17 protein-coding genes are annotated in these 23,519 nt (G+C 63.4%); 12 read left to right on the top strand and 5 right to left on the bottom strand.

The features are described from left to right. Positions 1–620 precede the first annotated feature (620 nt). Complete coding sequence (locus BUB04_RS19675; protein WP_073041823.1) at positions 621–1,229, bottom strand: DUF3450 family protein; 609 nt, start codon at positions 1,227–1,229, stop codon at positions 621–623. A 154-nt stretch (positions 1,230–1,383) separates the two neighbouring features. Continuing rightward, the gene (locus BUB04_RS17300; RefSeq protein WP_073041821.1) at positions 1,384–1,860 is read right to left on the bottom strand and encodes a ferritin family protein; all 477 of its coding nucleotides are present in this window, start codon (positions 1,858–1,860) and stop codon (positions 1,384–1,386) included. A 382-nt stretch (positions 1,861–2,242) separates the two neighbouring features. On the opposite strand from BUB04_RS17300, the gene lpxK reads away from it, so the two are divergent. The 5 genes from lpxK to BUB04_RS17275 all read left to right on the top strand — a co-directional run bounded on the left by lpxK (position 2,243) and on the right by BUB04_RS17275 (position 10,799). Further along, a complete protein-coding gene (gene lpxK / locus BUB04_RS17295; RefSeq protein WP_073041819.1) occupies positions 2,243–3,475 on the top strand; it encodes a tetraacyldisaccharide 4'-kinase in 1,233 nt (410 codons plus the stop codon). Between the two features lie 16 nt (positions 3,476–3,491). Beyond that, on the top strand, positions 3,492–4,784 hold the full coding sequence (locus BUB04_RS17290; RefSeq protein ID WP_073041817.1) for a DUF401 family protein: 1,293 nt from the start codon (positions 3,492–3,494) through the stop codon (positions 4,782–4,784). Positions 4,785–5,302: 518 nt separating this feature from the next. Then, positions 5,303–6,100, top strand: coding sequence for a DUF2760 domain-containing protein (locus tag BUB04_RS17285; protein WP_143156542.1), 798 nt, complete (start codon positions 5,303–5,305; stop codon positions 6,098–6,100). 26 nt (positions 6,101–6,126) lie between these two features. Further along, complete coding sequence (locus tag BUB04_RS17280) at positions 6,127–7,944, top strand: Hsp70 family protein (RefSeq protein WP_073041814.1); 1,818 nt, start codon at positions 6,127–6,129, stop codon at positions 7,942–7,944. Continuing rightward, positions 7,941–10,799 carry an Hsp70 family protein gene (locus tag BUB04_RS17275; protein ID WP_073041813.1) on the top strand — a complete coding sequence of 953 codons (2,859 nt, stop codon included), beginning with the start codon at positions 7,941–7,943 and terminating at the stop codon, positions 10,797–10,799. The genes BUB04_RS17280 and BUB04_RS17275 overlap by 4 nt, the downstream gene beginning before the upstream one ends. An 84-nt stretch (positions 10,800–10,883) precedes the next feature. Here BUB04_RS17275 and BUB04_RS17270 read toward each other — a convergent pair whose 3' ends face one another. The 3 genes from BUB04_RS17270 to BUB04_RS17260 form a co-directional block, all read right to left on the bottom strand. Further along, positions 10,884–11,633, bottom strand: a complete 750-nt coding sequence (locus BUB04_RS17270) for an ABC transporter permease (protein WP_073041811.1) — start codon at positions 11,631–11,633, stop codon at positions 10,884–10,886. 100 nt (positions 11,634–11,733) lie between these two features. Beyond that, a complete protein-coding gene (locus BUB04_RS17265; RefSeq protein ID WP_073041809.1) occupies positions 11,734–12,534 on the bottom strand; it encodes an ABC transporter ATP-binding protein in 801 nt (266 codons plus the stop codon). Positions 12,535–12,687: 153 nt separating this feature from the next. Continuing rightward, entirely contained in the window at positions 12,688–13,671 is a 984-nt protein-coding gene (locus BUB04_RS17260; RefSeq protein WP_084076619.1) for an ABC transporter substrate-binding protein, read from the bottom strand. Between the two features lie 395 nt (positions 13,672–14,066). Here BUB04_RS17260 and BUB04_RS17250 point away from each other — a divergent pair, with 395 nt between their 5' ends. The 7 genes from BUB04_RS17250 to BUB04_RS20465 form a co-directional block, all read left to right on the top strand. Beyond that, positions 14,067–14,747, top strand: coding sequence for a hypothetical protein (locus BUB04_RS17250; protein WP_073041805.1), 681 nt, complete (start codon positions 14,067–14,069; stop codon positions 14,745–14,747). Positions 14,748–15,339: 592 nt separating this feature from the next. After that, the gene (locus tag BUB04_RS17245; protein ID WP_073041803.1) at positions 15,340–16,794 is read left to right on the top strand and encodes an ATPase domain-containing protein; all 1,455 of its coding nucleotides are present in this window, start codon (positions 15,340–15,342) and stop codon (positions 16,792–16,794) included. 373 nt (positions 16,795–17,167) lie between these two features. Further along, complete coding sequence (locus BUB04_RS17240) at positions 17,168–17,521, top strand: response regulator transcription factor (RefSeq protein WP_073041801.1); 354 nt, start codon at positions 17,168–17,170, stop codon at positions 17,519–17,521. Continuing rightward, a complete protein-coding gene (locus BUB04_RS17235; protein WP_073041799.1) occupies positions 17,518–18,666 on the top strand; it encodes a sensor histidine kinase in 1,149 nt (382 codons plus the stop codon). Before BUB04_RS17240 ends, BUB04_RS17235 begins: the two co-directional genes overlap by 4 nt. Continuing rightward, the gene (locus BUB04_RS17230) at positions 18,638–21,310 is read left to right on the top strand and encodes a hybrid sensor histidine kinase/response regulator (protein ID WP_073041797.1); all 2,673 of its coding nucleotides are present in this window, start codon (positions 18,638–18,640) and stop codon (positions 21,308–21,310) included. The genes BUB04_RS17235 and BUB04_RS17230 overlap by 29 nt, the downstream gene beginning before the upstream one ends. Before the next feature lie 317 nt (positions 21,311–21,627). After that, the gene (locus BUB04_RS17225) at positions 21,628–22,857 is read left to right on the top strand and encodes an ABC transporter substrate-binding protein (RefSeq protein ID WP_218588516.1); all 1,230 of its coding nucleotides are present in this window, start codon (positions 21,628–21,630) and stop codon (positions 22,855–22,857) included. Positions 22,858–23,391: 534 nt separating this feature from the next. Further along, positions 23,392–23,519: IS1634 family transposase N-terminal domain-related protein (locus BUB04_RS20465; RefSeq protein WP_492215221.1), on the top strand; the 128-nt coding region annotated here is incomplete at its 3' end.

Here is a 23,519-nt window from a genome sequence, read left to right as displayed (position 1 = left end):
CCTAGGCCCCTTGGGAGTCCTGTAGGACTCGACCAACTGGTGGTAGAAGTAGGTGGTTCCCGTTTGGTGATCTTTTTTTCTGACTCGTCGAATGAACATAGTAGCAGGACATTAGCATGAGGAGGGAAGGCGAGTCAATGCTGGCTGTCTTTTTTCTACCACTACACCGAATTTTCGGGGCCTCATCAACGACCTTTCAGATAGTTAGATGAGCAAAATCGGTACAATGTCGCACTATGCAGCATATAGATGACAAACTTGGGCTAGGAGGCTGTCCGACAATGGCTCCTCGGCTCAAGATGCCGGAGATTCGTGTTATCTTCGTAGCCGCGGGGCTTCAGCCCCGCGGAAAGGGATCATCGTAACCCATGAAGTCATAGGGAATACCCGGAGGTCCTCCCGAAGTTCGCGGATTCCTTCGCAGCCCTAAAGGGCTGCGCTACGAAGAAAGCGGTCATCCCCGGAGTTCTCAGACAGCCTCCTAGGGGAAATCATCGCCCAATTCAGCTGTGGAATACACAAAGACTGTAGGGCGAATGGCGATTCGCCCCTTGAGACCGGCATGCCCGGCGCAGGGCCCAAACTCTGGTTCATGTCCCAGCAGGTGAGGATTGCCTCGATCAGAGAAGGGTGAAGGAACGCAGGACTTCCGCCAGATCCTTGTCCTTTTCGGCGAGTTTTCGCAGGGCTTCCAGCAACCTTCGGAGCTTTTCCACATCCTCCTCCAAAGGCTTGACGCGCGTTTCGAAGGGCCGGATCATGGTCCGACGGTCCCACAAAGCGAAGCCGATGGTCACCGCCACGACCGCTGCAAACGCTCCAATGATGCCCAACATCAGCTGGACCATGGTGTCCATGCGTTTGCTCAATTCTTCCATCCGCTTGTCGACTTGTTCAAAGCGCTTATCGACCTGCTCAAAATGTTTGTCCACCTGCTCAAATCGCTGGTCCACCTGTTCGAAGCGTTTGTCCACCTGTTCCAAACGCTTGTCCATCTGCTCAAAGCGCTTGTCCACTTGCTCGAAGCGCTTGTTCATGTCGTGGCGCAGATCTTCGAAGCGTTTGTCCGCTTGCTGCATGAAGGTGGTGAGGACGGCCTCCAATCGAATGAGCCGTTCCCGGTCTTCCCGTGTGAACCCGGGGGCCTGGGCCGCCGCAGGCGTGACCGCCGCCGCAACAAGCCATGCCGCCAGGAAGAACCATCGGGTTGTTGAGAATCCGGGTTTCACTTCGCCCTCCGGAAAAACATTTGCCTCTCTGATCTGATACGGATCATAAGGTCAGGCCCGGAACGGGGCAATCCGCTTTTTCCCGGGGAAGTTCATCTCCATCCGCCATGCCGGCTGGGCCGGCTGCCGTCCCGAACGGCCTGCGGGTCGGTGCTCACGCCGGCGACGCCTGCAGGGCCGAACGCCGCGCTTCCAACACCTCCACGTGCAAACGCTCCTCTTCGATGATCTGCCGCAGGGCCTGCTCGCTTTCTCCTTCGTCCATAAAGCCCCGGAGCATATCGTAGAAAAGGATCGTGTCCTTTTCGAACTCAATGGCCGTGGCCAAAATCTTTTCCATGCTGTCCAGATCCGCCGGATCCACCTCCTGAAGGCTGAAACTTTGATCCCCCACCATGGACTGCAGGAGGTCCCCGCTGATTTCTTGCACCCATCGGTCCTCGGGCTGTTCCTGAATCCGCCCCTGAAAATCCTCGAACCACTTCTTGTGCTTGGCCTCGTCTTCCGCCAGCTCTTCCAACAACCGGACAAGTTCCGGATCCTGCTGCAAAGCGATGGCCTTCCGGTAGAAAGTCTCTCCGTTCTCTTCCAATTTCGCGGCGATCTTGAGCACTTCCAAAGCGCTGAACATGGTCCCTCCTCGTTTCATCCCCTCCAGCCTGCCGGAATGATCACCACTTTACTTTGAAACGAATCGACCCGGGCTGTCAATCCGTGACGAGTGACGAGTGATGGGTGACGAGTGATGAGTGATGGGTGACGAGTGATGAGTGATGAGTGATGAGTGATGGGTGATGGGAGTGCTTTGGTAGGGGCGGGCTTTATGCCCGCCCGCCGGGACCGCAGCATGATAAGAGATCGCCTCCTGCGGGTGGACGACGGTTCAAGGCCACCATTGCGCGATGTGTCGGGTGCGGGGCGTCCTCAGCGCTTGCACGCGGAGGGGCGACGGAGTAGAAAGGTCCGGGCACGCACCCGGGGCCTTTTCCCGGCAACTGCGGACGAGAGGGACCATGAAAACGTTGGTCGAAAAGGCGGTCCAGAGACTCTGGTACGGATTTCCGGAAGATCCCATCGGGCGGCTGATCTCCGGTCTGCTGTCCCCCGCCCAGCATCTCTACCGGATGGGTCTTGAGCGGGATCAAGCGGCAAGGCGAGCGCGGCGCCGGACTCTGCCGGTCCCGGTGATCAGCGTGGGAAACCTGACCGTGGGGGGAACAGGGAAAACGCCTCTGGTTCGCTGGATCACACGATACCTGACGGATCGGGGGGTTTCGGCTGCGGTGCTGAGCCGGGGCTATGGCCGACGGGTCCAGGGTTCCGCTCCCGCCCGGGTGGACTGCCGGGGACCGAAGCGGTCCCTGTCCGCTCGATACGGGGACGAGCCGGTGATGCTGGCCTGCGGCCCCGAACCGGTGCCGGTCTGGGTGGGACGGAACCGCTGGGAAGCCGGTATGGAGGCGGTGAGGCAGGACGGCGCCCGGGTGCTGGTCTTGGACGACGGATTCCAATACGTACAACTATCCCGGTCGTTGGATGTGGTGGTGCTGGATGCTCGGAGGCCCCTGGGAAACGGACGGCTTCTTCCGGCGGGCCCGCTGCGGGAGCCTCCGGAGGCCCTCCGGCGGGCCCACGTGATCGTTTTCATGGAAGCGCCGTTCAACGCCCCTTCCTCATCCCCGCCAAAGCGGGGATCCGAAATTTCCAGTAAGTTATGGACTCCCGCCTGCGCGGGAGTGACGGGTGGCGGCGCTTTCGGACAGCCTCCCAGGCCAGCGGAAGCCCGCAGCCTGATGAAAGGGCGGGATCCCGGCTTTCACGGGGACGTGGAAATGACGAAGGGAAAGATCCTGCTTCGGGCGAGGCCGGTGATCCGGCGGTTTGTACAGGCCGCTACCGGACATCCCGTGGATGTCACGACTCTCCGCCACCAGGGGTGCGTGGCGGTGTGCGGCATCGCCCGACCTCAGCGCTTTTTTGCCGCCCTGAAGGCTCAAGGCATCGCCGCGAAGACGACCTGGATTTTCGGCGACCACCACCGGTTCCGGGAGTCCGAGTGCCGAAAGATTGTGAAATCCCTGGACCGGCTGGACGCCCGGTGGATCGTCACCACGGAAAAGGATGCGGTGCGCCTTCCGCCCTCCGTCCTGGAACGGGCGGTTTTCCCCTTGTTGGACCTGGATTTCGGAGAAGACGGGCCGGTCCTTGCGGCCCTGCTGGATGAGGTGTGTTCGTCGGGACGCTGACAGGAGGCGCCATCGGATGCTTACGGTTCCCGCCATCGTGCGAGTCCTCTTCGTGTTCGTTTTGATCCTGGCGGCCATTCGGAAGAAGGTTTCGCTGGGAAACGCCTTTTTCTTCGGTGCCTTGGTCCTGGGGCTGGTCTTCGGGATGCCCCTGCTGGACATCGGCCGCTCCGTGTTGGGTTCGCTCACGGAAGCCAAAACCGTCTCCCTGGCCGTCATCGTCTCCCTCATCCTGGTGCTGAGCCACAGCCTGGAAGAAGCCGGGCAGATGGAGCGGCTCCTTGCCAGCTTTAGGGGCCTGGTTCGAACGCCTCGGATCAACCTGGTGGTCTTTCCCGCCCTGATCGGGCTTCTTCCCATGCCGGGAGGTGCCATCTTTTCCGCCCCCATGGTGAAAGCCCTGGGGGAAAAGCTCCGGCTTTCCGGGGATCAGCTGAGTTACATCAATTACTGGTTCCGGCACATCTGGGAATACTGGTGGCCCCTTTACCCCGGGGTGCTGCTCACTACCACGCTGGCCGGCCTGGACCTGTGGGTCTTTGTTCTCTGCCTCTTTCCCATGACTCTGGTGGCTTTGGCCGGGGGCTACTGGTCGCTGAACATCCCCACCCAGGATCCCGGACCCGCCGGAGCCGTATCCCGTACCGCCCGAAGGCCGCCCCTCGGCCCGTTCCTGAAGGAACTGGCTCCCATCGCCGCAGTCATTTTCGGCGGCTTGGGACTGGGTTCCATCCTTTCCGTGGTCTTGCCGAAATCGGTCACGGTGAGCAAGGAAATGGGGCTCATTGTGGCCCTGGCTTTCTCGATCCAGTGGGTCTGGCACCGAAACCGCCTGTCGCGGGAGCGGCGTCTCGCCATCTTGGGCCGAAAGCAGCTCCTCCAGATGTTTTACATGGTGGCTTCCATCCTCATCTTCAAGGGGATCCTGGAGGACAGCCGAGCCGTTCAGGCCATGAGCAACGAACTCCTCATGTGGCGCATCCCGCTGGTGCCCATCACGATCATCCTGCCGTTCCTGGTGGGGACCGTGGTGGGGATCACCATCGCCTTTGTGGGAAGCACCTTTCCCATCCTGATCTCGCTGGTGCACGGCTTCGGGGAAGCCCAGTGGATGCTCGGCTACATGATGCTGGCCCTGGCCGCCGGGTTTGTGGGGGTGCTGCTTTCCCCCCTGCACCTGTGTCTGCTCCTTTCCAACGAATACTTTCAAACGACCCTGGGGAGGGTCTTTCGGTACCTCCTGCGGCCCTGCGCCTTGCTGCTCTTCTGCAGCCTGGGCTATTTCTGGGTGCTGCACAGCCTCCTCTAGCCCCGCCCGTCCGAAGGTGTTTCGGGCTGCCCGTTTTTATCGTAGCGCAGCCCTTCAGGGCTGCGGGGCAATCACCGGGCGTCGGATGGGCCCTCGGGTAATGACCGTCACTTCATGGGCTTGGGATGTCCCCTTTCCGCGGGGCTGAAGCCCCGCGGCTACATAAACCCCCATCACGGACGGCCCGTGACAACGAAGGATGAAACGCACCTTTGGGATGCAGACCCCTGTAGGGGCGAATGATCATTCGCCCCTACAGGCCGAGCGCACGAACGGAACGAGGCCGCGTTGCATAGAAACCCCTCCCCCCTACCCAACAGGTCCATCTGCTTTCGTAGGGGCGGGCTTTATGCCCGCCCGCCGGAACCTCTCGATGGGGAAGAACTGTCCGATGTGGCGCCGATCAAAACTTTCCGGACAGGCACCTTGTTCCCGGCGAGGGTTTCCAGTAATCTACACCGTTCCGAAAGGGAGGCGACCCGAGAGATCCAATTGAAGGAAAGGAAGGAGACGGTGGCATGAGACTCAAAAGCAAGATGACCTGGCAGACTCTGATGGTCGGAGTTCTCTTTCAGGGCGTGGTCCTGGGAGCTTTCTACTTCCTGGCCCGGGATCTGCTGCAGGGGTTGGAATCGTGGGTGAAACCGTTTCTGGGAGCCGAGGGCGGCGCCCTGCCCCAGGAAGCCGTCAAGGCTTTCAGCAACCTGGAAACCCTCATCACCCAGTCCAGAAAATACCTTCCGGCTGTGGTCTTCGGCTTGGGGGGCCTCGGCGTTCTGATCACGTGGCTCGTGACCCAGGGCCTGGGAAGAAGCCTCATCGGGCGCGCGGAACAGGCGGTCCCCGCCCCCGCAGCTCCGGCCAAACCCGCGCGGGAAAAGCCCAAGGCGGAAGCCGATGCACTCCCCGAGGACCTGGATCCCAAGACGGTGGGGGCAGCCCAGATCCTGTCCATCCTGCAGCGGCAGGGCCGCTTCATTGACTTTCTGAGAGAAGACCTGAGCCTCTATGAAGACGCCCAGATCGGAGCGGCCGTGCGCACCATCCACGAATCGTGCAAGGCCGCTCTGGCCGAATACGTGCAACTGGAAGCCGTGATGGACGAAGAAGAAGGAGCCCAGGTGACGGTGCCGCAGGGCTTCGATGCGGCGGCCATCCGACTGACCGGGAACGTGGAAGGGGACCCGCCCTTCCGTGGTGTGCTGCGGCACCGGGGCTGGAGGATCCGAAAGATCCAACTGCCGCGCATCACGGCGCACCTGGGCAAGGAACGGATCGTGGCTCCGGCGGAAGTGGAAGTGGGCGCGGAATCCTGACCGCGCCGGCACAGGAGGCGTTTTCGGTGACAGCAGCGCGTTTTGTGGTGGGGATCGATCTGGGTACCACCCATTCGGTGGTGGCCTACGGATCCGTGGATACGGACGAGTTCGAAAGTTTTCCTTTGCATATCCTGCCTATCCCGCAGGTGGTGGCTCCCGGCGAGGTGAAGCCCCGGCCGCTGCTGCCGTCCTTCATCTTCCTGCCCGGCCCCCACGACGTCCCACCGGAAGGGCTGCGGTTGCCGTGGAACGCAGAGGCGTCCTTCGCCGTGGGCGAATTCGCCCGGGACCGGGGGGCCGAGATTCCCCAGCGGCTGGTGGCCTCGGCCAAGTCGTGGCTGTGTCACGGAGGCGTGGACCGCACGGCTCCCATCCTGCCGTGGGATGCGCCGGCCGACGGCCGGAAGGTGTCGCCCGTGGAAGCGTCGACCCTCTTCCTCGCCCATCTTCGGGATGCCTGGAACCATGTGATCGCCCGGGACGATCCAAGCGCCCGGCTGGAGGAACAGGAGATCCTGCTCACCGTGCCGGCCTCCTTCGACGCCGTGGCCCGGGAGCTCACGGTGGAGGCGGCCCGGCAGGCCGGCCTTCAGCACTTGACGCTTATCGAAGAACCTCAGGCTTCCGTCTACGCCTGGCTCGCCGACGTGGGCGACGGTTGGCGGGAACGGCTCCAGGTGGGCGACCTGGTGCTCGTCTGCGACGTGGGCGGCGGCACCACGGACTTCAGCCTCATCCAGGTGGTGGAAGAAGACGGCGCCTTGGCGCTTCGGCGCATGGCCGTGGGTGATCACATCCTGCTGGGAGGCGACAACATGGATCTGGCTTTGGCCCATGCGGTCCGGGCCAAGCTGGCTTCCCAGGGCACCAAGCTGGATTCCTGGCAGTTCCGGTCCCTGTGGTTCCAGTGCCGCAAGGCCAAGGAAAAGCTCCTGAACCGCCCGGCACTGGAAAATGCGCCTCTATCGGTGTTGGGCCGCGGCAGCGCCCTCATCGGGGGCGCCATCCGAACGGAACTCACCCGGTCCGAGCTGGAATCGATCCTCCTGGAAGGGTTTTTCCCCGTCTGTGATGCCCAGGCCGCTCCGGAAGCGAAACCGCGGGTGGGCGTGCGCGAGATGGGTCTCCCCTACGAATCGGACCCGGCGGTGACCCGCCATCTGGCGGCCTTTTTGTCCCGCCATCTGGGCCCGGTCGGATCGGAAGGCATGAGCCCCACCCATGTGCTCTTCAACGGCGGCGTCATGAAGCCCGAGCTGGTGCGCCGCCGGATTTTGGACATTCTGGCGTCCTGGTTCCCGCACCGGCCCCCGGTGGAACTTCCCGCAGAGGACTTGGATCTGGCGGTGGCCAAGGGAGCCGCCGCCTACGGTCTGGTGCGTCGCGGGCGGGGCATCCGCATCCGCGCCGGAGCGGCCCGAAGCTACTACATCGGGATCGAATCGGCCATGCCCGCCGTTCCCGGCATCCCCTCCCCCGTCAAGGCCCTGTGCGTGGTGCCCTTCGGGCTGGAAGAAGGGAGCACGGTGCAGATCCGCGAGCGCACCTTCGGGCTCGTGGTGGGAGAACCCGCCGTTTTCTCCCTGCTGGCGTCCACCACCCGGAAAGACGACCCGCCCGGCCAAGTGGTGGAGGACTGGAGCGGCGAGATCCAGGAGGTCAGCACCATGGAGACGGCCCTGGAAGGAACCGATCCCGACGAGGGCGGAACGGTGTTGCCCGTGTGGCTGGAAGCCCGCTTTACGGAAGTGGGGGTTCTGGAACTTTGGTGCGTGAACGCTGAAGACGACAACCGTCGGTGGAGACTGGCGTTCAATCTGAGGGAAAACGAGTCCAAATGAACACGCATGACGAACCGATCCACCGCTACACCGTGGGGATCGATCTGGGTACCACCAATTCGGCGGTGGCCTACGTGGATCTTGAGGGAGGCGGCGAGGCGCCGTCCAGGAGGATGCGCGTCTTCAACGTTCCCCAGTTGGTTAATGCGGGGGAAGTGGGCCGAAGGCCCCTTCTCCCCTCTTTTCTCTACCTTCCCGGCCCCTACGACCTGCCGGAGGGGGCCACGGCCCTGCCGTGGGCTCCGGACCGGGACTATGCCGTGGGGGAATTCGCCCGGGAACAGGGGGCCCTGGTCCCAGGCCGCCTGGTCAGTTCCGCCAAGTCGTGGCTGTGCCACGGCGGGGTGGACCGGGAAGCGCCCATTCTGCCGTGGGGAGCCGGAAAGGACGTGCCCAAGGTGTCTCCCGTGGAGGCTTCCGCCCGGTATCTGCAGCACATTCGGGAAGCCTGGAACCACGTGATGGCCCAGGGCCGGGACGAAGCCCTGCTGGAAGAACAACTGGTGGTGCTCACCGTCCCCGCCTCCTTCGACGAAGCGGCGCGGGAACTCACCGTGGAGGCCGCCGCCCGGGCGGGCCTCAAGAAGGTGGTGCTCCTGGAAGAACCTCTGGCCGCCTTCTATTCCTGGCTGGCACGACACGAAGACCGGTGGGCCGGGCTGATGAGTCCGGAACAGATCGTGCTCGTCTGCGACGTGGGAGGCGGGACCACGGATTTCAGCGCCATCGTGGTGCGTTCCGGCGAAAAGGGCCTGCGGTTCGACCGGTTGGCCGTGGGCGACCATTTGATGTTGGGCGGCGACAACATGGACCTCACCCTGGCGCGCCGGCTGGAAATGAAGCTCATGGGAGCCCCCGGAAAGCTGGACGCCAAGCGCTGGCATCAGCTCTGCCACGGGTGCCGTCGGGCCAAGGAGCTTCTCCTGGCCCACGTGGACGCCCGGGACACGGTGGATGTCACCGTCATGGGAACGGGCGGGAAGCTCATCGGAGGAACCCTGAAGGGAACCCTGGCCCGTGAGGAGGTCCACCAATGGATCCTGGACGGATTCTTCCCCCGGGTGGCCCTGGACGAGGAGCCCGAAGGGGGCCGGCGGGCCGGCATCACCGAGTTCGGTCTTCCCTACGTGCAGGATCCGGCCGTGACGCGCCATCTGGCGGCGTTCTGGCGGCGGCACCAAGCCCTCTTCCGGGATCAGACGGACCGCCCGGATCCGTTCCCCGATTTCGTGCTCTTCAACGGCGGGGCGCTCATTCCCGCCACCGTCCGCACCCGGATCCTGGAAGTGGTGGCCAGCTGGTTCCGCAACCGTGCCGGCGAGGGCTGGCAACCGGTGGAACTGGACAGTCCCCACCCCGATCTGGCGGTGGCCCTGGGAGCGGCCTACTACGGCATCGTGCGCCTGGGAGCCGGGGTGCGCGTGGGGGCGGGAACGCCCCGGGCCTACTACGTGGAAGTGGCCCGAACGGACGAAGAGGCGGGAGGCGATCCAAGTCGGCACGCGGTCTGTCTCATCCCCAGGGGAACGGAGGAGGGATACGAAGGAACCCTGGAGGCCCCGATCTTCGAAGTCCTCACCAACCAGCCGGCCTCCTTTCAGATCCTCACGTCCCACACCCGCCTGGGAGACCGGCGCGGGGATGTGGTGGATTTGGACCCGGAGGAGGTGACGGAACTGCCGCCGGTTCGGACGGCCTTGCGGTTTGGCAAAAAGGGGACGGCCCAGAGACTTCCCGTCCAGCTGGCCACCAAGCTGAGCGAGGTGGGGACCCTGGAAGTGTGGTGCCGGTCTCTCAAGACGCCCCACCAGTGGCGCCTCCGGTTCGATGTGCGCCAGCAGCCGGAAGGGTCTCCCGTGGAAAACGGTCCGGCCGATACGGTGGACGAGGCCGTCCTGGAAGAGGCCCGCCGATGTGTGGCCGCCGTCTTCAACCGGGGAAGCGAGGGAGGGCCCGCCCCCGAGAGTCTTCCCAAGGAACTGAGCCGCATCCTGGAAATGCCGAAGCAGCGATGGTCCATGGCCATCATCCGCGTTCTGGCCGATGCGCTCCTGGAATGCCGGGAGGGACGCAGCCGGAGCTTCCAGCACGAATCCAGGTGGCTCAATCTGCTGGGCTACTGCCTCAGGCCCGGCTACGGCGATCCGGTGGACGAATGGCGCATCCGCGAAGTCTGGAAGCTCTTTCCCCAGGGGGTCCAGTTCCACCGCCAGGTCCAGTGCCGGCTGGAGTGGTGGATTTTCTGGCGCCGCGTGGCCGGGGGGCTCAGCGCCGGGCAGCAGTGGCACATCTACCAGCAACTCTCCCCCGCCCTGCTCTCCGGTTCCACAGGCAAGAAGAAGGGGAAAAAGAAGCCGTCGCTCCGGTTGAGCCCCCAGGAGCAGACGGAAGCGTGGATGGCCGTGGCCAATTTCGAGCGGCTTCCCGCAGACGCCAAGGAAGTGCTGGGCGGAGAGGTGCTGGCCCGCGTGCTGTCGAAGAAACCGAGACCCCAGGACCTGTGGACCCTCACGCGGCTGGGGGCCCGAAAGCCCTTCTACGGGCCGGTGGATCGGGTGGTTCCGGCCGAAACGGCGGCCCGATGGGTCCGGGAGATCCTGGAAGCCCATCCGGTGGCGGAGGAATCGGTCGCCCATGCGGTGGTGCACCTGGCGGCGAGAACAGACGACCGCGTGCGGGATCTTCCCCGGGAGATGCTGGATCGGGTGTCCGCCTGGCTGGACGGCCTGGAAGGCGCCGCCGACCGCTTCCGGGACCTGCTCCTTCGTCCGGAAAGCACGGCCGCCCGCGACGAAGCCGCCTGGCTTTTCGGCGAATCGCTCCCCGTAGGCCTTCGGTTGGCGGAGCCGTTATGAGTGATGAGTGACGTGGTGACGTGGTGACCGGCGGGGTCCCGGCCGTTTCTCCCCTCTTTTTCAAAGGGGAGGCGGGGGGATTCATCACCGGATGCGTGCGCGGCGCCACCGGCACAAGACGTGCTCCAGCCCGTTGACGGCTTCGAAAAGGGCCGCCCCGAGAAGACTCATCCCCAGGATCCCCACGAACATGTCCCGGTAGTCCAGCCGGCCCCAGGCGTCCATGATGAGGTAGCCCAGTCCCCGGGTGGTGGCGAAGGATTCCACGAAAAAGAGCACCGCCACGCTGGTGCCCGTTCCCAGGCGCAGGGCCGTGAACCCATGGGGCAGGGCCGCCGGCACCAGGACTTCCCGGAAGAGATCCAGTCGGCCGGCTCCCAGGCTGCGCACCGAATCCAGGTACCTGGGATTCAGGTTGGCCACGCCGTCCCGGACGGCCACCAGCACCTGGTACCCCAGGATCAGCGAGATGAGGAGCACCTTGGAAAGGTTTCCCAGCCCGAAGAGAAGGAGCACCACGGGAAGCAGGACGATCTTGGGCACCGGGTAGGTGACGAAGACGAAGGGGGCGAGCCAGGCGTCCACCTTCCGGGAGCTTCCCATGACGATGCCCAAGGGAAAGGCCGCGGCCCAGGCCAGGGCCATGGATAGAAGAACTCGGCCGGAGCTGGCCGCCAAATGGTTCCAGAACATCGGGGTACCCAGGGACGCCCCGAAGGCGGAGAAAGCCTGCACGGGGTCGGGAAGGATGTTCCCGCCCCCGAAGAGGGCCGAAAGAATCCACCAGATCAGAACGATCGCGGCAAGCGCCGCCACATAACGGACAAACCGCATCGTAAATCCTTCGCCGCATGATTGCGGGCAGGGTCTCAATCCGATCCTGTAGGGGCGGGCTTTACGCCCGCCCGCCTCTCATCACCCATCACCCATCACTTCACTCCCCCCGGGCCGCTCGATCCAGGGCCCTTCGGAGCGCCCGGGCCATGGCATGGAAGGTTTTCTTGTCGCGGTAGGACGGGTCGCCGAATCCCGGGTTTTCCATCACTTCCACGATAGCGGCGGGCCGCCCCGCCAGGACGAGCACCTTTTTCCCCAGGAAGACGGCTTCTTCCACGCTGTGGGTGACCAGTACGTACGGAACCCGGAAGCGATTCCAGATCTCCAGCAGGTAGTGCTGGAGCCGTTCCCGGGTGATGGCGTCCAGGGAGGAAAAGGGTTCGTCCAGCAGCAGAAGGCCGGGATCTCCCACCAGAGCACGGGCGATGGCCACCCGCTGCTGCTCCCCGCCGCTCAATTGCGACGGGTAGCGGTCTTCCGTTCCGGCAAGGCCGAGGATCCTCAGCATTTCGCGCGCCTTCTGGCGGCGCTCGCGCCGGGGGACGCCGCGGATCTTAAGCCCCAGCGCCACATTGTCCTGCACCGTTTTCCAGGGAAGAAGCCCGAAGTCCTGGAGCACCACGGCGATCTCGGGATGCGGGCGCACGATGGGTTCGCCGCGATAGCGGACCGTTCCCGCATCGGGGTGCAGAAGACCGCACAAGAGGTAGAGCAGCGTGCTCTTGCCGCAGCCGGAAGGACCCACCACGGCGTAGGTGTCCCCACCGCCCACGGTGATGGACACACTCTTCAGAACGCCCGGGCCGTTGGCGGCGAAGCGCTTGGAGAGGTCGTCGGCCCGAAGGACGGTCTCGCTTTCGGAGTCCTTCCGATAGCCCGTGGCAGCCGGCTGGATCATGGTTCTTCCTGGACGCACTGAGACATGGCCTTGTGCATTTCCTGCTCGCGGCACGCAGGGGCGAATGCTCATTCGCCCCTGCAGTTTTTAGATTCCTAGGGATCCCTGTCACAATTACCGAAATAGGGCATCCGCTCCCCTTGCGATTCCCTTTCATTGAGGGGACCGCCACACCAGGTTCCCGTAGGGCACACGTTCCGGGATCATGCCGCGGAGCACCATCCAGGACTGCACCTGGTCCACCCGCGCGGGATCCGGAAGTCCCGGAGCGGGAAACGCCGGCATGGGAAAGGTTGCCTGAAGGGACGGAGGGATGCGGCAGGTGCGGCTCATGAGTTCCCGGTACCTTTCCGGGTGTTCCGCAAGAGCGGACACGGCCTCTTCGTAGGCGGCCAGGAACTTGGCGCCGAAGCTCGGTTCCGATTCCAGAAGATCCCGGCGCAGGCAGACCACCGTGAGCGGAAGATCCAGATCCCCGTCGGTGAGATAGACCCTGGATCCCTTGGATTCCGCCAGCGTCACCAGGGGCTCCGGAAGAACGGCCAAGTCCAGTTGTCCCGAAAGGAGCATCTGGAGCCGCAGCGGGATCTTCTTGACCTCGATGCGCTTCCAGGTGCCGGCTGGGATCTGTGCCCGCTCCTGCAGGGCGTCCAGGAGGAATTCCATGATGGTGGCATTGGAAAGCCCTACCGTGGCGGACCCGACGGCGGCGGCCGAGGGCGCGTCCAGCCCGGGGCGTCCCACCAGGGCGAACATGCGCCGACCCGGCCGGCTGGCGTAGGAAACGGTGAGAACCTGCATGGGGATGCCGTTTCTCACCAGCAGGAGGGTGTTCAAAAGATCGCCGAAATATCCCTGGAGCTGGCCGCCCTGCATGGCCGCGTCCCGTTCCAGGGCGCTGTTGAAAGAAACGAGCTCCACCTGGATGCCTTTCCTTTCAAAGAACCCCTCGTGGATGGCCACCTGCAACGGAAGGGTATCCAGGACGGGAAGGATCCCCATGCGAACGGGGTCCCGGGCCTGCGCACGGGCATAGCCGGATGCCAGGATCACGAGCAAAAAGGCGGCGAAACAGGAAGTGGTCACCTTCAGGACGCCTTTCCTGCAAGTCGCCGAGTTTCCAGACCTTCGCTGCATGGACACTCCTTTCCTGCGAGCAGAAGTTCCGAACCATGGAATCGTACGATGGTCTCAGCCGTTGGGCAGCCATTTTTCTTGCATTGCCGTCAAAGGTCAAGGAACATTGCCGGGCGCTCATCTCCCAGAAAGTCTCTCCGAGAAGGCCGCGGGGGTTCCCATGACCGGATGCCACGAGGCCGAAGCCCCTCGGCTGCGAAAGAAGGCGGATCCCCTGCCCATGGATGAGGGAATCCCGTTCTCGGGCAAACGCCAGGAGACTGTCCGGCGACGAACCCGAAAGCCTCCTCCATGGGAGCGGGGGCATGCGGCCCGTTGATGGTGTGGGCGAGACGCCCGCGCTCCCGGGGAAAGGTCCCTATCGGACAGTCCCCTGGAAAATTCAAGGGGAAACCATGTGGCGGGAAAGGCCATTCTGGCAGGACATCCTGAAGGAAATCATTGAGTGGCGGACTCTGGAACTTCGGGAAGAAATCCCGAAACCGCGACCGGAAACCCGCCGCGCCCTTCGGTCCCTCCTGGCGCACCCTTTCTTCAGCCCCCATGCGCGCACCGTTGAAGCGGCCCTTTGGGACCCGTATTTCCCTCTGGGCATGATCCGCCGGACCATCCTGGCTGACGTGACGGGCATGCGCTTTTTCATCAATAAGACCCGCCCGGATATTCAAGAGGCCCTAAGTCTCCAGGTGGCGGCCGCGGCGGACCTTTTCCTGGAGGCCAAAAGGGACCTGGTTCGGGTGGCGGACCCCAAGACCGTCACCTGTGTTCCCTTGGACGGCCGGCTGCACCCCCTGCCCTCCGGCGGCTGGTGCAGGCTCTGCGGCACCTGCTGCCAGATCGGCGGCGTGCAGGCCGAACCGCCTCCGGGAGTCGGCTACCCTCCCCGCTGGGTCGCCATGATCGAAGGCAGCGCCCATCCCCATCAACAGCTGTGCCCCTTTCTCTTCCAGTATTTCGGCCGCGACATCTATTTTTGCGCCATCCACCGCATCAAGCCCCGGGCCTGCGCCGGGTTCGGACCCGAAGACTGCGCCCGGTGCCGGACGGACATCGCCCTTCATGAGCGTGATCCGTGATCCGTGACGAGTGATGGGTGGTGGGTGATGTGGCATGGGAGTTTTTCGGATCGCCGAAGGGGGGTGGGATCAGTGGACGGGGGAAGAGTGTCTTGGGGCGGCCCGGTGTGCGATGGTTCGGGCGGAAAGGGGCGCGGCGGGATATGCTGTGTAGGGGCGGGGTTTATCCCCGCCCGGTGAAGCCGCAGAACGGGACATTTTTTCCACTTGGGCGCGGGCAGGCTCTGCTAAGGGGAGCTGGCGAAGAAAGTGGAAATCCGAAATGTTGACCGGACTGTCTTTTTTTCGTAACGTTACCCCATGCTCCAGTTAAAAGGACCCGGCGGGGATTGAAATCCGGGCGGCGGCACCCGGTGGAACGGTTCCGGTGACTTCACGCTCCGGAAAATGCCGAGGCGAGCGGCCACAGCCGGACACACCTTGGGCAGCCGAATGTCTCTCCGATTCTTCCTTCCGACGATTCTCCCTTTCCGACGGCTGCGGGTGGATTTGAGGCGACCATCCAGTACGACGCGTCCTTCCTCCGGCTCGGCCTTCTGCCGAAGGGCCGCGGTGATCAAGGTGAAACCCGAAGATAAAACAAGGGGGGGACATGGCGGGGAACGACTCCAAGCGCATCCGAACCGGCATTGCCGGTCTGGACGAAGTCCTTGGCGGGGGGCTTCTTCCCCATCGCTCCTATCTGGTGCGGGGCGGGCCGGGCGCCGGCAAGACCACGGTGGGCTTTCATTTCGTGACCGCCGATGCGGACGGAAAGGAACCCGCCCTGTGGATCACCATGGGAGAACCCCCGTCCGAGCTCAAGGCCAACGCCGCCGCCATGGGCTTCGACCTCACCCACGTCCACTTCCTGGACCTGAGCCCCGGACCGGACTTTTTTGCCCAATCGGAAAGCTACGACATCTTCTCCCCCGCCGAGGTGGAGCGGGAGCCCACCACCCGGCGGATCGTGGAGGCGGTGGAATCCGTCCAGCCCCGGCGGGTGTTCATCGATTCCATGACTCAGTTCCGGTATCTCAGCAGCGATCCGTTCCAGTTCCGGCGCCAGGCGTTGTCCCTCTTTCGGTACCTGGTGGACCGGGGGGCTACTGTGGTCTTTACCTCGGAGTCCAGCACTGAGGCCCCCGATGCGGATCTCCAATTCCTTTGCGACGGCATCATCGATGTGACCTTCGTGGGGGATGTTCGGAGCCTTCAGATCGCCAAGTTCCGGGGTTCCGATTTCCTGGCGGGTCTCCATGAGATGACCATCACCAAGCGCGGCCTAGTGGTCTATCCCCGGCTCACGCCGGGCGAACGGGTGGCCTCCGTTTCTTTCGATCTCCTTTCCTCCGGCATCCCCGAACTGGACGAGCTCCTCCACGGCGGCATCGAGCAGGGAACGGTCACACTTGTTACGGGACCCTCCGGAGTTGGGAAAACCACCCTGGGGCTGGTCTTCTTGAAGGAGGCGGCAGGACGCGGTGAACGCTCCTGTCTTTACACGTTCGAGGAAGACACGGCCCGGGTTCTCACTCGGTGCCGGCAGATCAACATCCCCGCCGAGGACATGGTTCGTCGAGGAATGTTGTTGGTGGAACGGGTGGAGCCGCTTCAATACAGCGCGGACGCCTTCGGCCGGCGGGTGCTGGACGAGGTGGAGCGAAACGATACGCGGATCGTCATGATCGACAGCACCGCCGGATATCGACTCACGGTGCGGGGTGGAGACCTTGTGGGGCGCCTGCATGCCCTGACTCAGAGCCTGTGCGCCCTGGGTGTGACCGTGCTTCTGGTGGAGGAAGTGCAGGAGATCACGGGCGAATTCAAGCCGACAGAACACGGATTCAGCTATCTGGGCGACAACATTGTCTTCCTGCGCTACCTGGAGATGGCCGGCCATCTGAAGCGGGCCATCGGGGTGCTGAAAAAACGGCTGGGAAGCTTTGAGGAGACTCTTCGCGAATTCGCCATCACCCGCTATGGCGTCAAGGTGGGCCGTTCGCTCACGGAACTTCGCGGCATCCTGCGGGGTGTGCCCGAACTGGCGGAGTCGAGATCTTCCTGAAAAACCCCTGGGAGCGTGTCGCAGAAAGCTGTTTTCCCGGGAGCGCGGGCATCTCGCCCGCTTTTCGTGCGAGCGGGGGGCTTGTTCTCCCAGGGGAAAAGGCTTTCGGGTCCGCTTTCGGACAAGCTCCCAGGAGCTTGCCCGACAACGGCTCTCCGGCGCTCAACGACGGGGTATTTTTGTTCTCCTCGTGGCCGCGGGGCTTCAGTCCCGCGGGGAAGGGTCATCGTAACCCCTTGAAGTCGCAAGCCTTATGCGATGGCCCATCCGACGACCGGGGGCTCCTCCGCAGCCCTAAAGGGCTTCGCTACCGGAAAAACGCTCATCCCCGGCGCTTTCGGAAAGCCTCCCAGGTGCTGGAAAAGGAGATTCCATGATCCTGCTGGTGGAAAGGAACGCCGCCAACCGCCGCCTTCTTCGCCAGGTGCTGGAAAGGGAAGGATTCGGAGTGATGGAAGCCGGAAGCGTCCAGGAGATGGAAAAGGCCTTGGGTGAAGGCCTTCCGTTGAGGCTCGCCCTCATCGACCTGGCGGGGCTCGATGCGGGGATCTGGCCCCTGTGCGACGAGCTTCGCAAACGGAATGTGCCGTTCTTTGTGCTGTCGCCCCGCCAAAGTCGTCAGGTGGAGGCGGCTTCCTATGCCCACGGCGCCCGGGGAGTGATGGTGAAGCCCCTGGTGATGCAGCAGCTCTTGGCCACGGTGAAGGCCCTTTTGGAGGATGCATGAACCCCGACGGCTTCCAAACCGTCTTGTTGCTCCTGGGGCACCGGGAAAACCGAAGGCTTCTCGTCAAGGAATTGGCCGCCTTTCGGCGCTGCTTTGAGCCCGGCTCGTGGGAGTTTCTTCTCGCGGGAGACAGTGAAGAACCGCCTCTGGTGCTCCTGGAAGGCGTGCAGAATCTGGCGGCCCCCGTGGACCTGATCGTGGCCGACGGGCCGGGCCTGGCGGAGGCCCGGCAGGCCGTCCTGGACCGAAAGGCGGCGGAACAGCCCCGCTTGCTTCCCGTTCTCCTCATCGCCTCCAAGGCCGATTTGGGGCTGGCTTCCAGCCAGTTGTGGAAGGTGGTGGACGAGCTCCTCTTTGCGCCCGTTCGCCGACTGGAGCTCCAGGCCCGCCTGGCCGTTCTCCTTCGAGCCCGCAGCCTCTCGGTTCACATGGAACGAAGAAACCAGGACCTCAAGGCCTTCGTGTACATGATGGCCCATGACCTGAGGGCGCCCGCCCGGGCGGTGGAGGGCCTGGCGGAGGCCTTGGTGGAGGACTTTGGGACGAATCTGGGCGGCGGCTTGGAGTATGTGACCCGCATGCGGGATGCAGCCTCCGAGATGGGGCGCCTCATGGACGCCGCGCTGGATTTCGTGAAACTGGAAAGCCGCGCGCCGATCCTGGCGCCGGTGGATCCGGAGGCGGCGGCTCGAAGGGTCTTGAGAAGGCTTCGGCCCCAGATCGACCAGTCCCAAGCACGCGTGTCTCTTCAAGAAGGGCCGTGGCCCAAGGTGCTGGGCGTTGAGGAATTTCTCGTTTCGGTCCTGCACAACCTGGTGGGCAACGCCCTCAAGTACGTGCCCCCCAACGTGCCTCCCCGGGTGGAGATCGGCTGGGAAGAAACCCCTTCCATCCTGACACGACTTTATGTGCGGGACCGGGGCATCGGCATCCCGGCGGAGAAGCGGGAGGCCATCTTTTCCCCCTTCCGGCGGCTCCACAGCCGCGAGGAGTACGAGGGCCTGGGATTGGGTCTGACCGCCGCCCAGCGCATGGTGCATCTCATGCACGGCCGCCTTTCCGTTCAGTCCGAGCCGGGCGTGGGCAGCACGTTTTTCGTGGAACTGGTGAGGTGTGATGATGCTGAAATTCCTGTTGGTGGATGACAACCCCAACGATCGTTTCCTCATATCCCGTCTCATTCACAAGGAATGGCCCGAGGCGGAGATCCGGGAGGTCGGGGGATCGGCGGATTTTCACCGGGCCATGGAAGATTTCCCCTATACGGCGGTGGTCACCGACTACCATCTGCGGTGGTCGGACGGTCTGGAGGTCCTGGCCCGAGTGAGGGAACGCGACCCCCATGTGCCCGTCATCATGGTCACGGGTACGGGAACGGAAGAGGTGGCGGTCCGGGCCCTGAAGAACGGCCTGAGCGACTATCTGTTGAAGCGGCACATGAAGCGGCTCCCGGCGGCCATTTCCGAATGTCTGGAAAAGGCTTTCCTGAGGAAGCAGGTGGAGGAGGCACACCGGCGACTCCTGGCGTCTGAACGGCGCTACCGCATGGTGGTGGAATCGGCCAGCGACTGGATCTTCACCCTGGACCTGGAAGGGCGCTACACCTCGGTAAACAAACGGGCGTTGGAACCTTTGGGGCTGGAGCCCGGCGATCTCATCGGAAAGCGGGTGGACGAGATCCACGGGGGCGAAGAAGGATCCGGGTATCTGGACCGGGTCCGGCACGTGATCGAGTCCGGGAAGGCCTTTTCCTTTGAGCACGAGTTTCATTGGGGGGACCGGGTCTACTGGCACCTGGATACCCTCTATCCCCTTCTGGATGAGGAAGGTCGCGTGGAGGCGGTGGGAGGAACCTGCACGGACATCACCGAACAGAAAAACCTGGAGCGGGCCATCCGGGAATCGGAGGAGCGCTACCGCATCCTGGCGGAACGAAGCCCTGTGGGAGTGATCATCACCCAGGAGGCGCGTTTCATCTATGTGAACAACACGTTGGCCCGGCTTCTGGGCCGCAGCCCCGAAGAACTCCAAGGGCGCAGTTTCCTTCCCTTCATCCGGGAAGACTACCGGGAGTTTGTGAGGACAGCCCACCTGGACCGCCTGGCGGGGCGGGAAGCGCCCGCCGTGTACCCTCTGCCTCTGGCCGACCCCGGCGAGGAACGCTGGCTGGAGGTCCATTCGTCGCTCATCAGCCACGAAGGACGGCCAGCGGCCCTGGGAATCGTGGTGGACATCACGGAACGCATCCGAGCCGACCGGCGCAAGCGCCTCTTTGAAGCCGTCATCGAACAGGCGTCCGAAGGGATCATCATCGCGGACGGGGATGGGGTCATTCAGTACGTGAACCCGGCGTTTCTTTCGGCCACGGGCTACGACGCCGGGGAGCTGGAAAGGAGGCCCCTGGCGGACCTGTCTTCGGGGGTGCATGAGCCGGCCTACTACGAAGAGATGTGGAAGACGGTCAAGGCGGGCAAGGTATGGACCGGCGACGTCACTCTTCCCACCAAGGCGGGAGGGCGGCGGGATTTCGAGATGACGCTCAGCCCCGTGCGCGACGAGGAAGGCCGGGTCATGAGCGTGGTGGCCATCTGCCGGGACGTGACCCAAGAGCGGGCGCTGGAAGCCCAGCTACGCCAGGCGCAGAAGATGGAAGCCCTTGGGACCCTGGCCGGCGGCATCGCCCACGACTTCAACAACATCCTGGGAGCCATCGTGGGCTACACGGAACTGGCCCGGATGGAAATCCCCAAAGAGAGCAAGGCCCATCAGCACCTGGAACGGGTTCTTGCTTCGGGACGCCGCGCCCGGGACCTGGTCCAGCAAATCCTCACCTTCAGCCGCCAGAAGGAGATGGAAAAACGGCCGGTGCACCTGCGCTATCTCATCAAGGAGGCGGTGAGGATGCTCCGGGCGTCCATCCCCAGCACCATCGAGATCCGGGAGTACGCCCCTTCGGAAGTGCCTCCGGTCCTGGGAGATCCCACCCAGCTCCACCAGGTGGTCATGAACCTCTGTACCAACGCCTACCACGCCATGCGCGAGGCCGGGGGAGAGCTGGAGCTGCGCCTGGAAAGGGTGTGCGTGGAGGGGGACGGCCTGCTTCATCTTGCGGAACTCAGGGAGGGCGAATACGTGGTGCTCACCGTGCGGGACACCGGCTGCGGCATTCCCCACGAAATTCTGGACCGCATCTTTGAGCCCTATTTCACCACCAAGGAGGTGGGCGAAGGCACGGGACTGGGCCTGGCGGTGGTCCACGGTATCGTGAGGGGCCTCAACGGGGCCGTGCGGGTGGAAAGCCGGGTGGGAGAAGGGACCACCTTTCGCATCTACCTGCCTGCACTCCTGGAAGGTGCGACGGACGGCCCGGCAACGGAACAAAAGATGGACCTTCCGCGGGGGACCGAGCGAGTCCTGGTGGTGGACGACGAGCCCGCCCTGGTGGAGATGGCCCGCCAGATCCTCACCCGGCTGGGCTACCAGGTGACGGGCTTTTCCGATCCCCGCGAGGCCTTGGCCCGGTTTCAGGATGCGCCCCACGCCTTCGATCTGGTCATCACGGACATGACCATGCCCAAGATCACGGGAAGGAAGCTGGCCCATGCGGTGCGCCATCTGCGGCGGGACCTCCCGGTGATCCTCACCTCCGGCTACAGCAATTCCATCGGGGACGAGGAAGCCCGGCAGGCGGGCTTTTCCGCCTTTCTCAAGAAGCCCTACGGCGCCTTGGCCCTGGCCGAGACGGTCCGCCGGGTGTTGGACGACGCGATGGCAAGCCGCATGCCGTAGCGGAAGGGGCAAGGGAAAAGGTAAAAGGCGAAAGGGCGATCCCCTGATCCGGAGTGGGCGATTCTTTTTCAGGCGGTGCTCCCGACGGGCGGGCATAGATCCCGGACTCACGAGATCACATGGGCTCCCTGGGTAGGGACGTGTTCCATCAATCGCAACTCATCACTCCATCCACGGATCACGAACTACGGATCACCCATCACGGCTTACGGATAACGGCTTACGGATAACGGATCCCAGGCACCTTCCCCGACTCCCTGAGAAGCAGCGGGAGGTTCATCACCCGTCACTCATAACTCATCCAAGGAGGTAGGCTTATGAAATGGTCGGTTGGAATGTGGTTCTTGGTGTGGCTTCTGGCGATGGGACTGACGGCGGTGCCGGCGGCCGGCCGGGCGGCCGATCCCGTGAAGATCGGCTTTGTTTACATCATGTCCGGCCCCTTCGCCACCTACGGGCAGTTCGCCAAGCAGGGGGCCGAGATGGCCGTGGAAGAGATCAACGCCGCGGGCGGCATCCTGGGGCGGCCGGTGGAGGCCTTCTTCGAGGATTCCACGGGCAAGCCCGACGTGGCGGTGCGGGCCATCCGAAAGCTCGTGTATCAGAACGGCGTGGATTGCCTCATCGGCCTGGATTCCAGCGGTGTGGCCAAGACGGTGGTGCCTCTCATGCCCGAGATGAAGACCCCTCTCATCATCACCCACGCCGCCACGCCCGATGTGACGGGAAGTGTTTGCAACAAGTACACCTTCCGCGTGTCGGTCAACCTGGCCCAGAACGTGAAAGCCGCGGCTCTTCTGGCGGCGGAGACGAAAGCCAAGGTGTGGACCACCGTGGGACCGGACTACGCTTTCGGGCACCAGTCCTGGGAATACTTCCAGAAGTACCTGAAGGCTCTGCGCGCGGACGTGACCTTCCTTCCCGATGATCAGGCGGCCTTCGCCCCCATCAAGACCACCGACTTCAGTTCCTACATCACCAAGATCATGCAGGCCAAGCCGGAAGGCGTGCTCATCTCCCTCTGGGGCGGCAATCTCATCGACTTCGTCCGTCAGGCCTCGGAGATGGGATTTTTCAACGGGGACTGGGAGGTGCTCATGACTCTGGGGGCGGCCACGGAGGTCCTCTACGCCCTGGGGGACAAGATGCCCGAAGGACTTTGGGTGGGCACCCGCTATTGGTTTCTGGGCAATGATTCACCGAAGAACGTGGCCTTCCGGGATAGCTACGTGAAGCGCTACGGTCAGTTCCCGTCCTACAACGCCCACGGGGCTTACGCGGCGCTCATCACCTACAAGGCCGCGGCGGAAAAGGCGAAATCCGTGGAAAAGGACGCCGTGATCGCCGCCCTGGAAGGCCTCACGGTGGAACTTCCCGTGGGAACGGTAACGATCCGCCCCGAGGACCATCAGGCGCTCACGGACGCCACCTGGGGGAAGACCGCATCGGATCCCAACTTCCCCATCCGGATCCTGAAGCCGGTGAAGATCTTTCCGGCCAAGGATGTGACCCCGCCGCCGGAGGAGACCGGGTGCACCATGAAGTAGGAAGGCGAAGCCTGTCCGAGAACGATTGATTTGCGCCGTTCAACGCCCATTCGTCATCCCCGCGGAAGCGGGGATCCAGACTTTCCAGTAAGTCATGGACTCCCGCTTGCGCGGGAGTGACGTTTCGGGGAGTTCTCAGACAAGCTCCTAGGAGTCTGTCGGAGAATGGCTCTCCGACTCTCAACGCCGCGGAATTCTTGTCCTCCTCGTAGCCGCGGGGCTTCAGCCCCGCGGAAAGGGTCATCGTAATTCCATGAAGTGACAGGGAATACGCGATGGCCTATCCGACGGCCGCGGGTTCCTCCGCAGCCCTAAAGGGCTGCGCTACGCGAAAAGCGGTCGTCCGCGGAGTTTTCGGACAGCCTCCTAGCCCAAGTTTGTCATCTATATGCTGCATAGTGCGACAGTGTGCCGATTTTGCTCATCTAACTATCTGAAAGGCCGTTGAAGGGGCCTCGAAAATTGGGTGTAGTGGTAGAAAATAAGGGGCCAGAATTGACTCGCCTTCCCTCCTCATGCTAATGTCCTGCTACTATGTTCATTCGACGAGTCAGAAAAAAAGATCACCAAACGGGAACCACCTACTTCTACCACCAGTTGGTTGAGTCCTACAGGACTCCCAAGGGGCCTAGGCAGAGGACTCTTCTCAATTTGGGAAAGCT

The organism is Desulfacinum infernum DSM 9756 (genome assembly GCF_900129305.1).
GTDB lineage: Bacteria > Desulfobacterota > Syntrophobacteria > Syntrophobacterales > DSM-9756 > Desulfacinum > Desulfacinum infernum.
The sequence above is the reverse complement of the archived record's forward strand: the minus strand, read 5'-3'. Positions and strand labels throughout refer to the sequence as shown.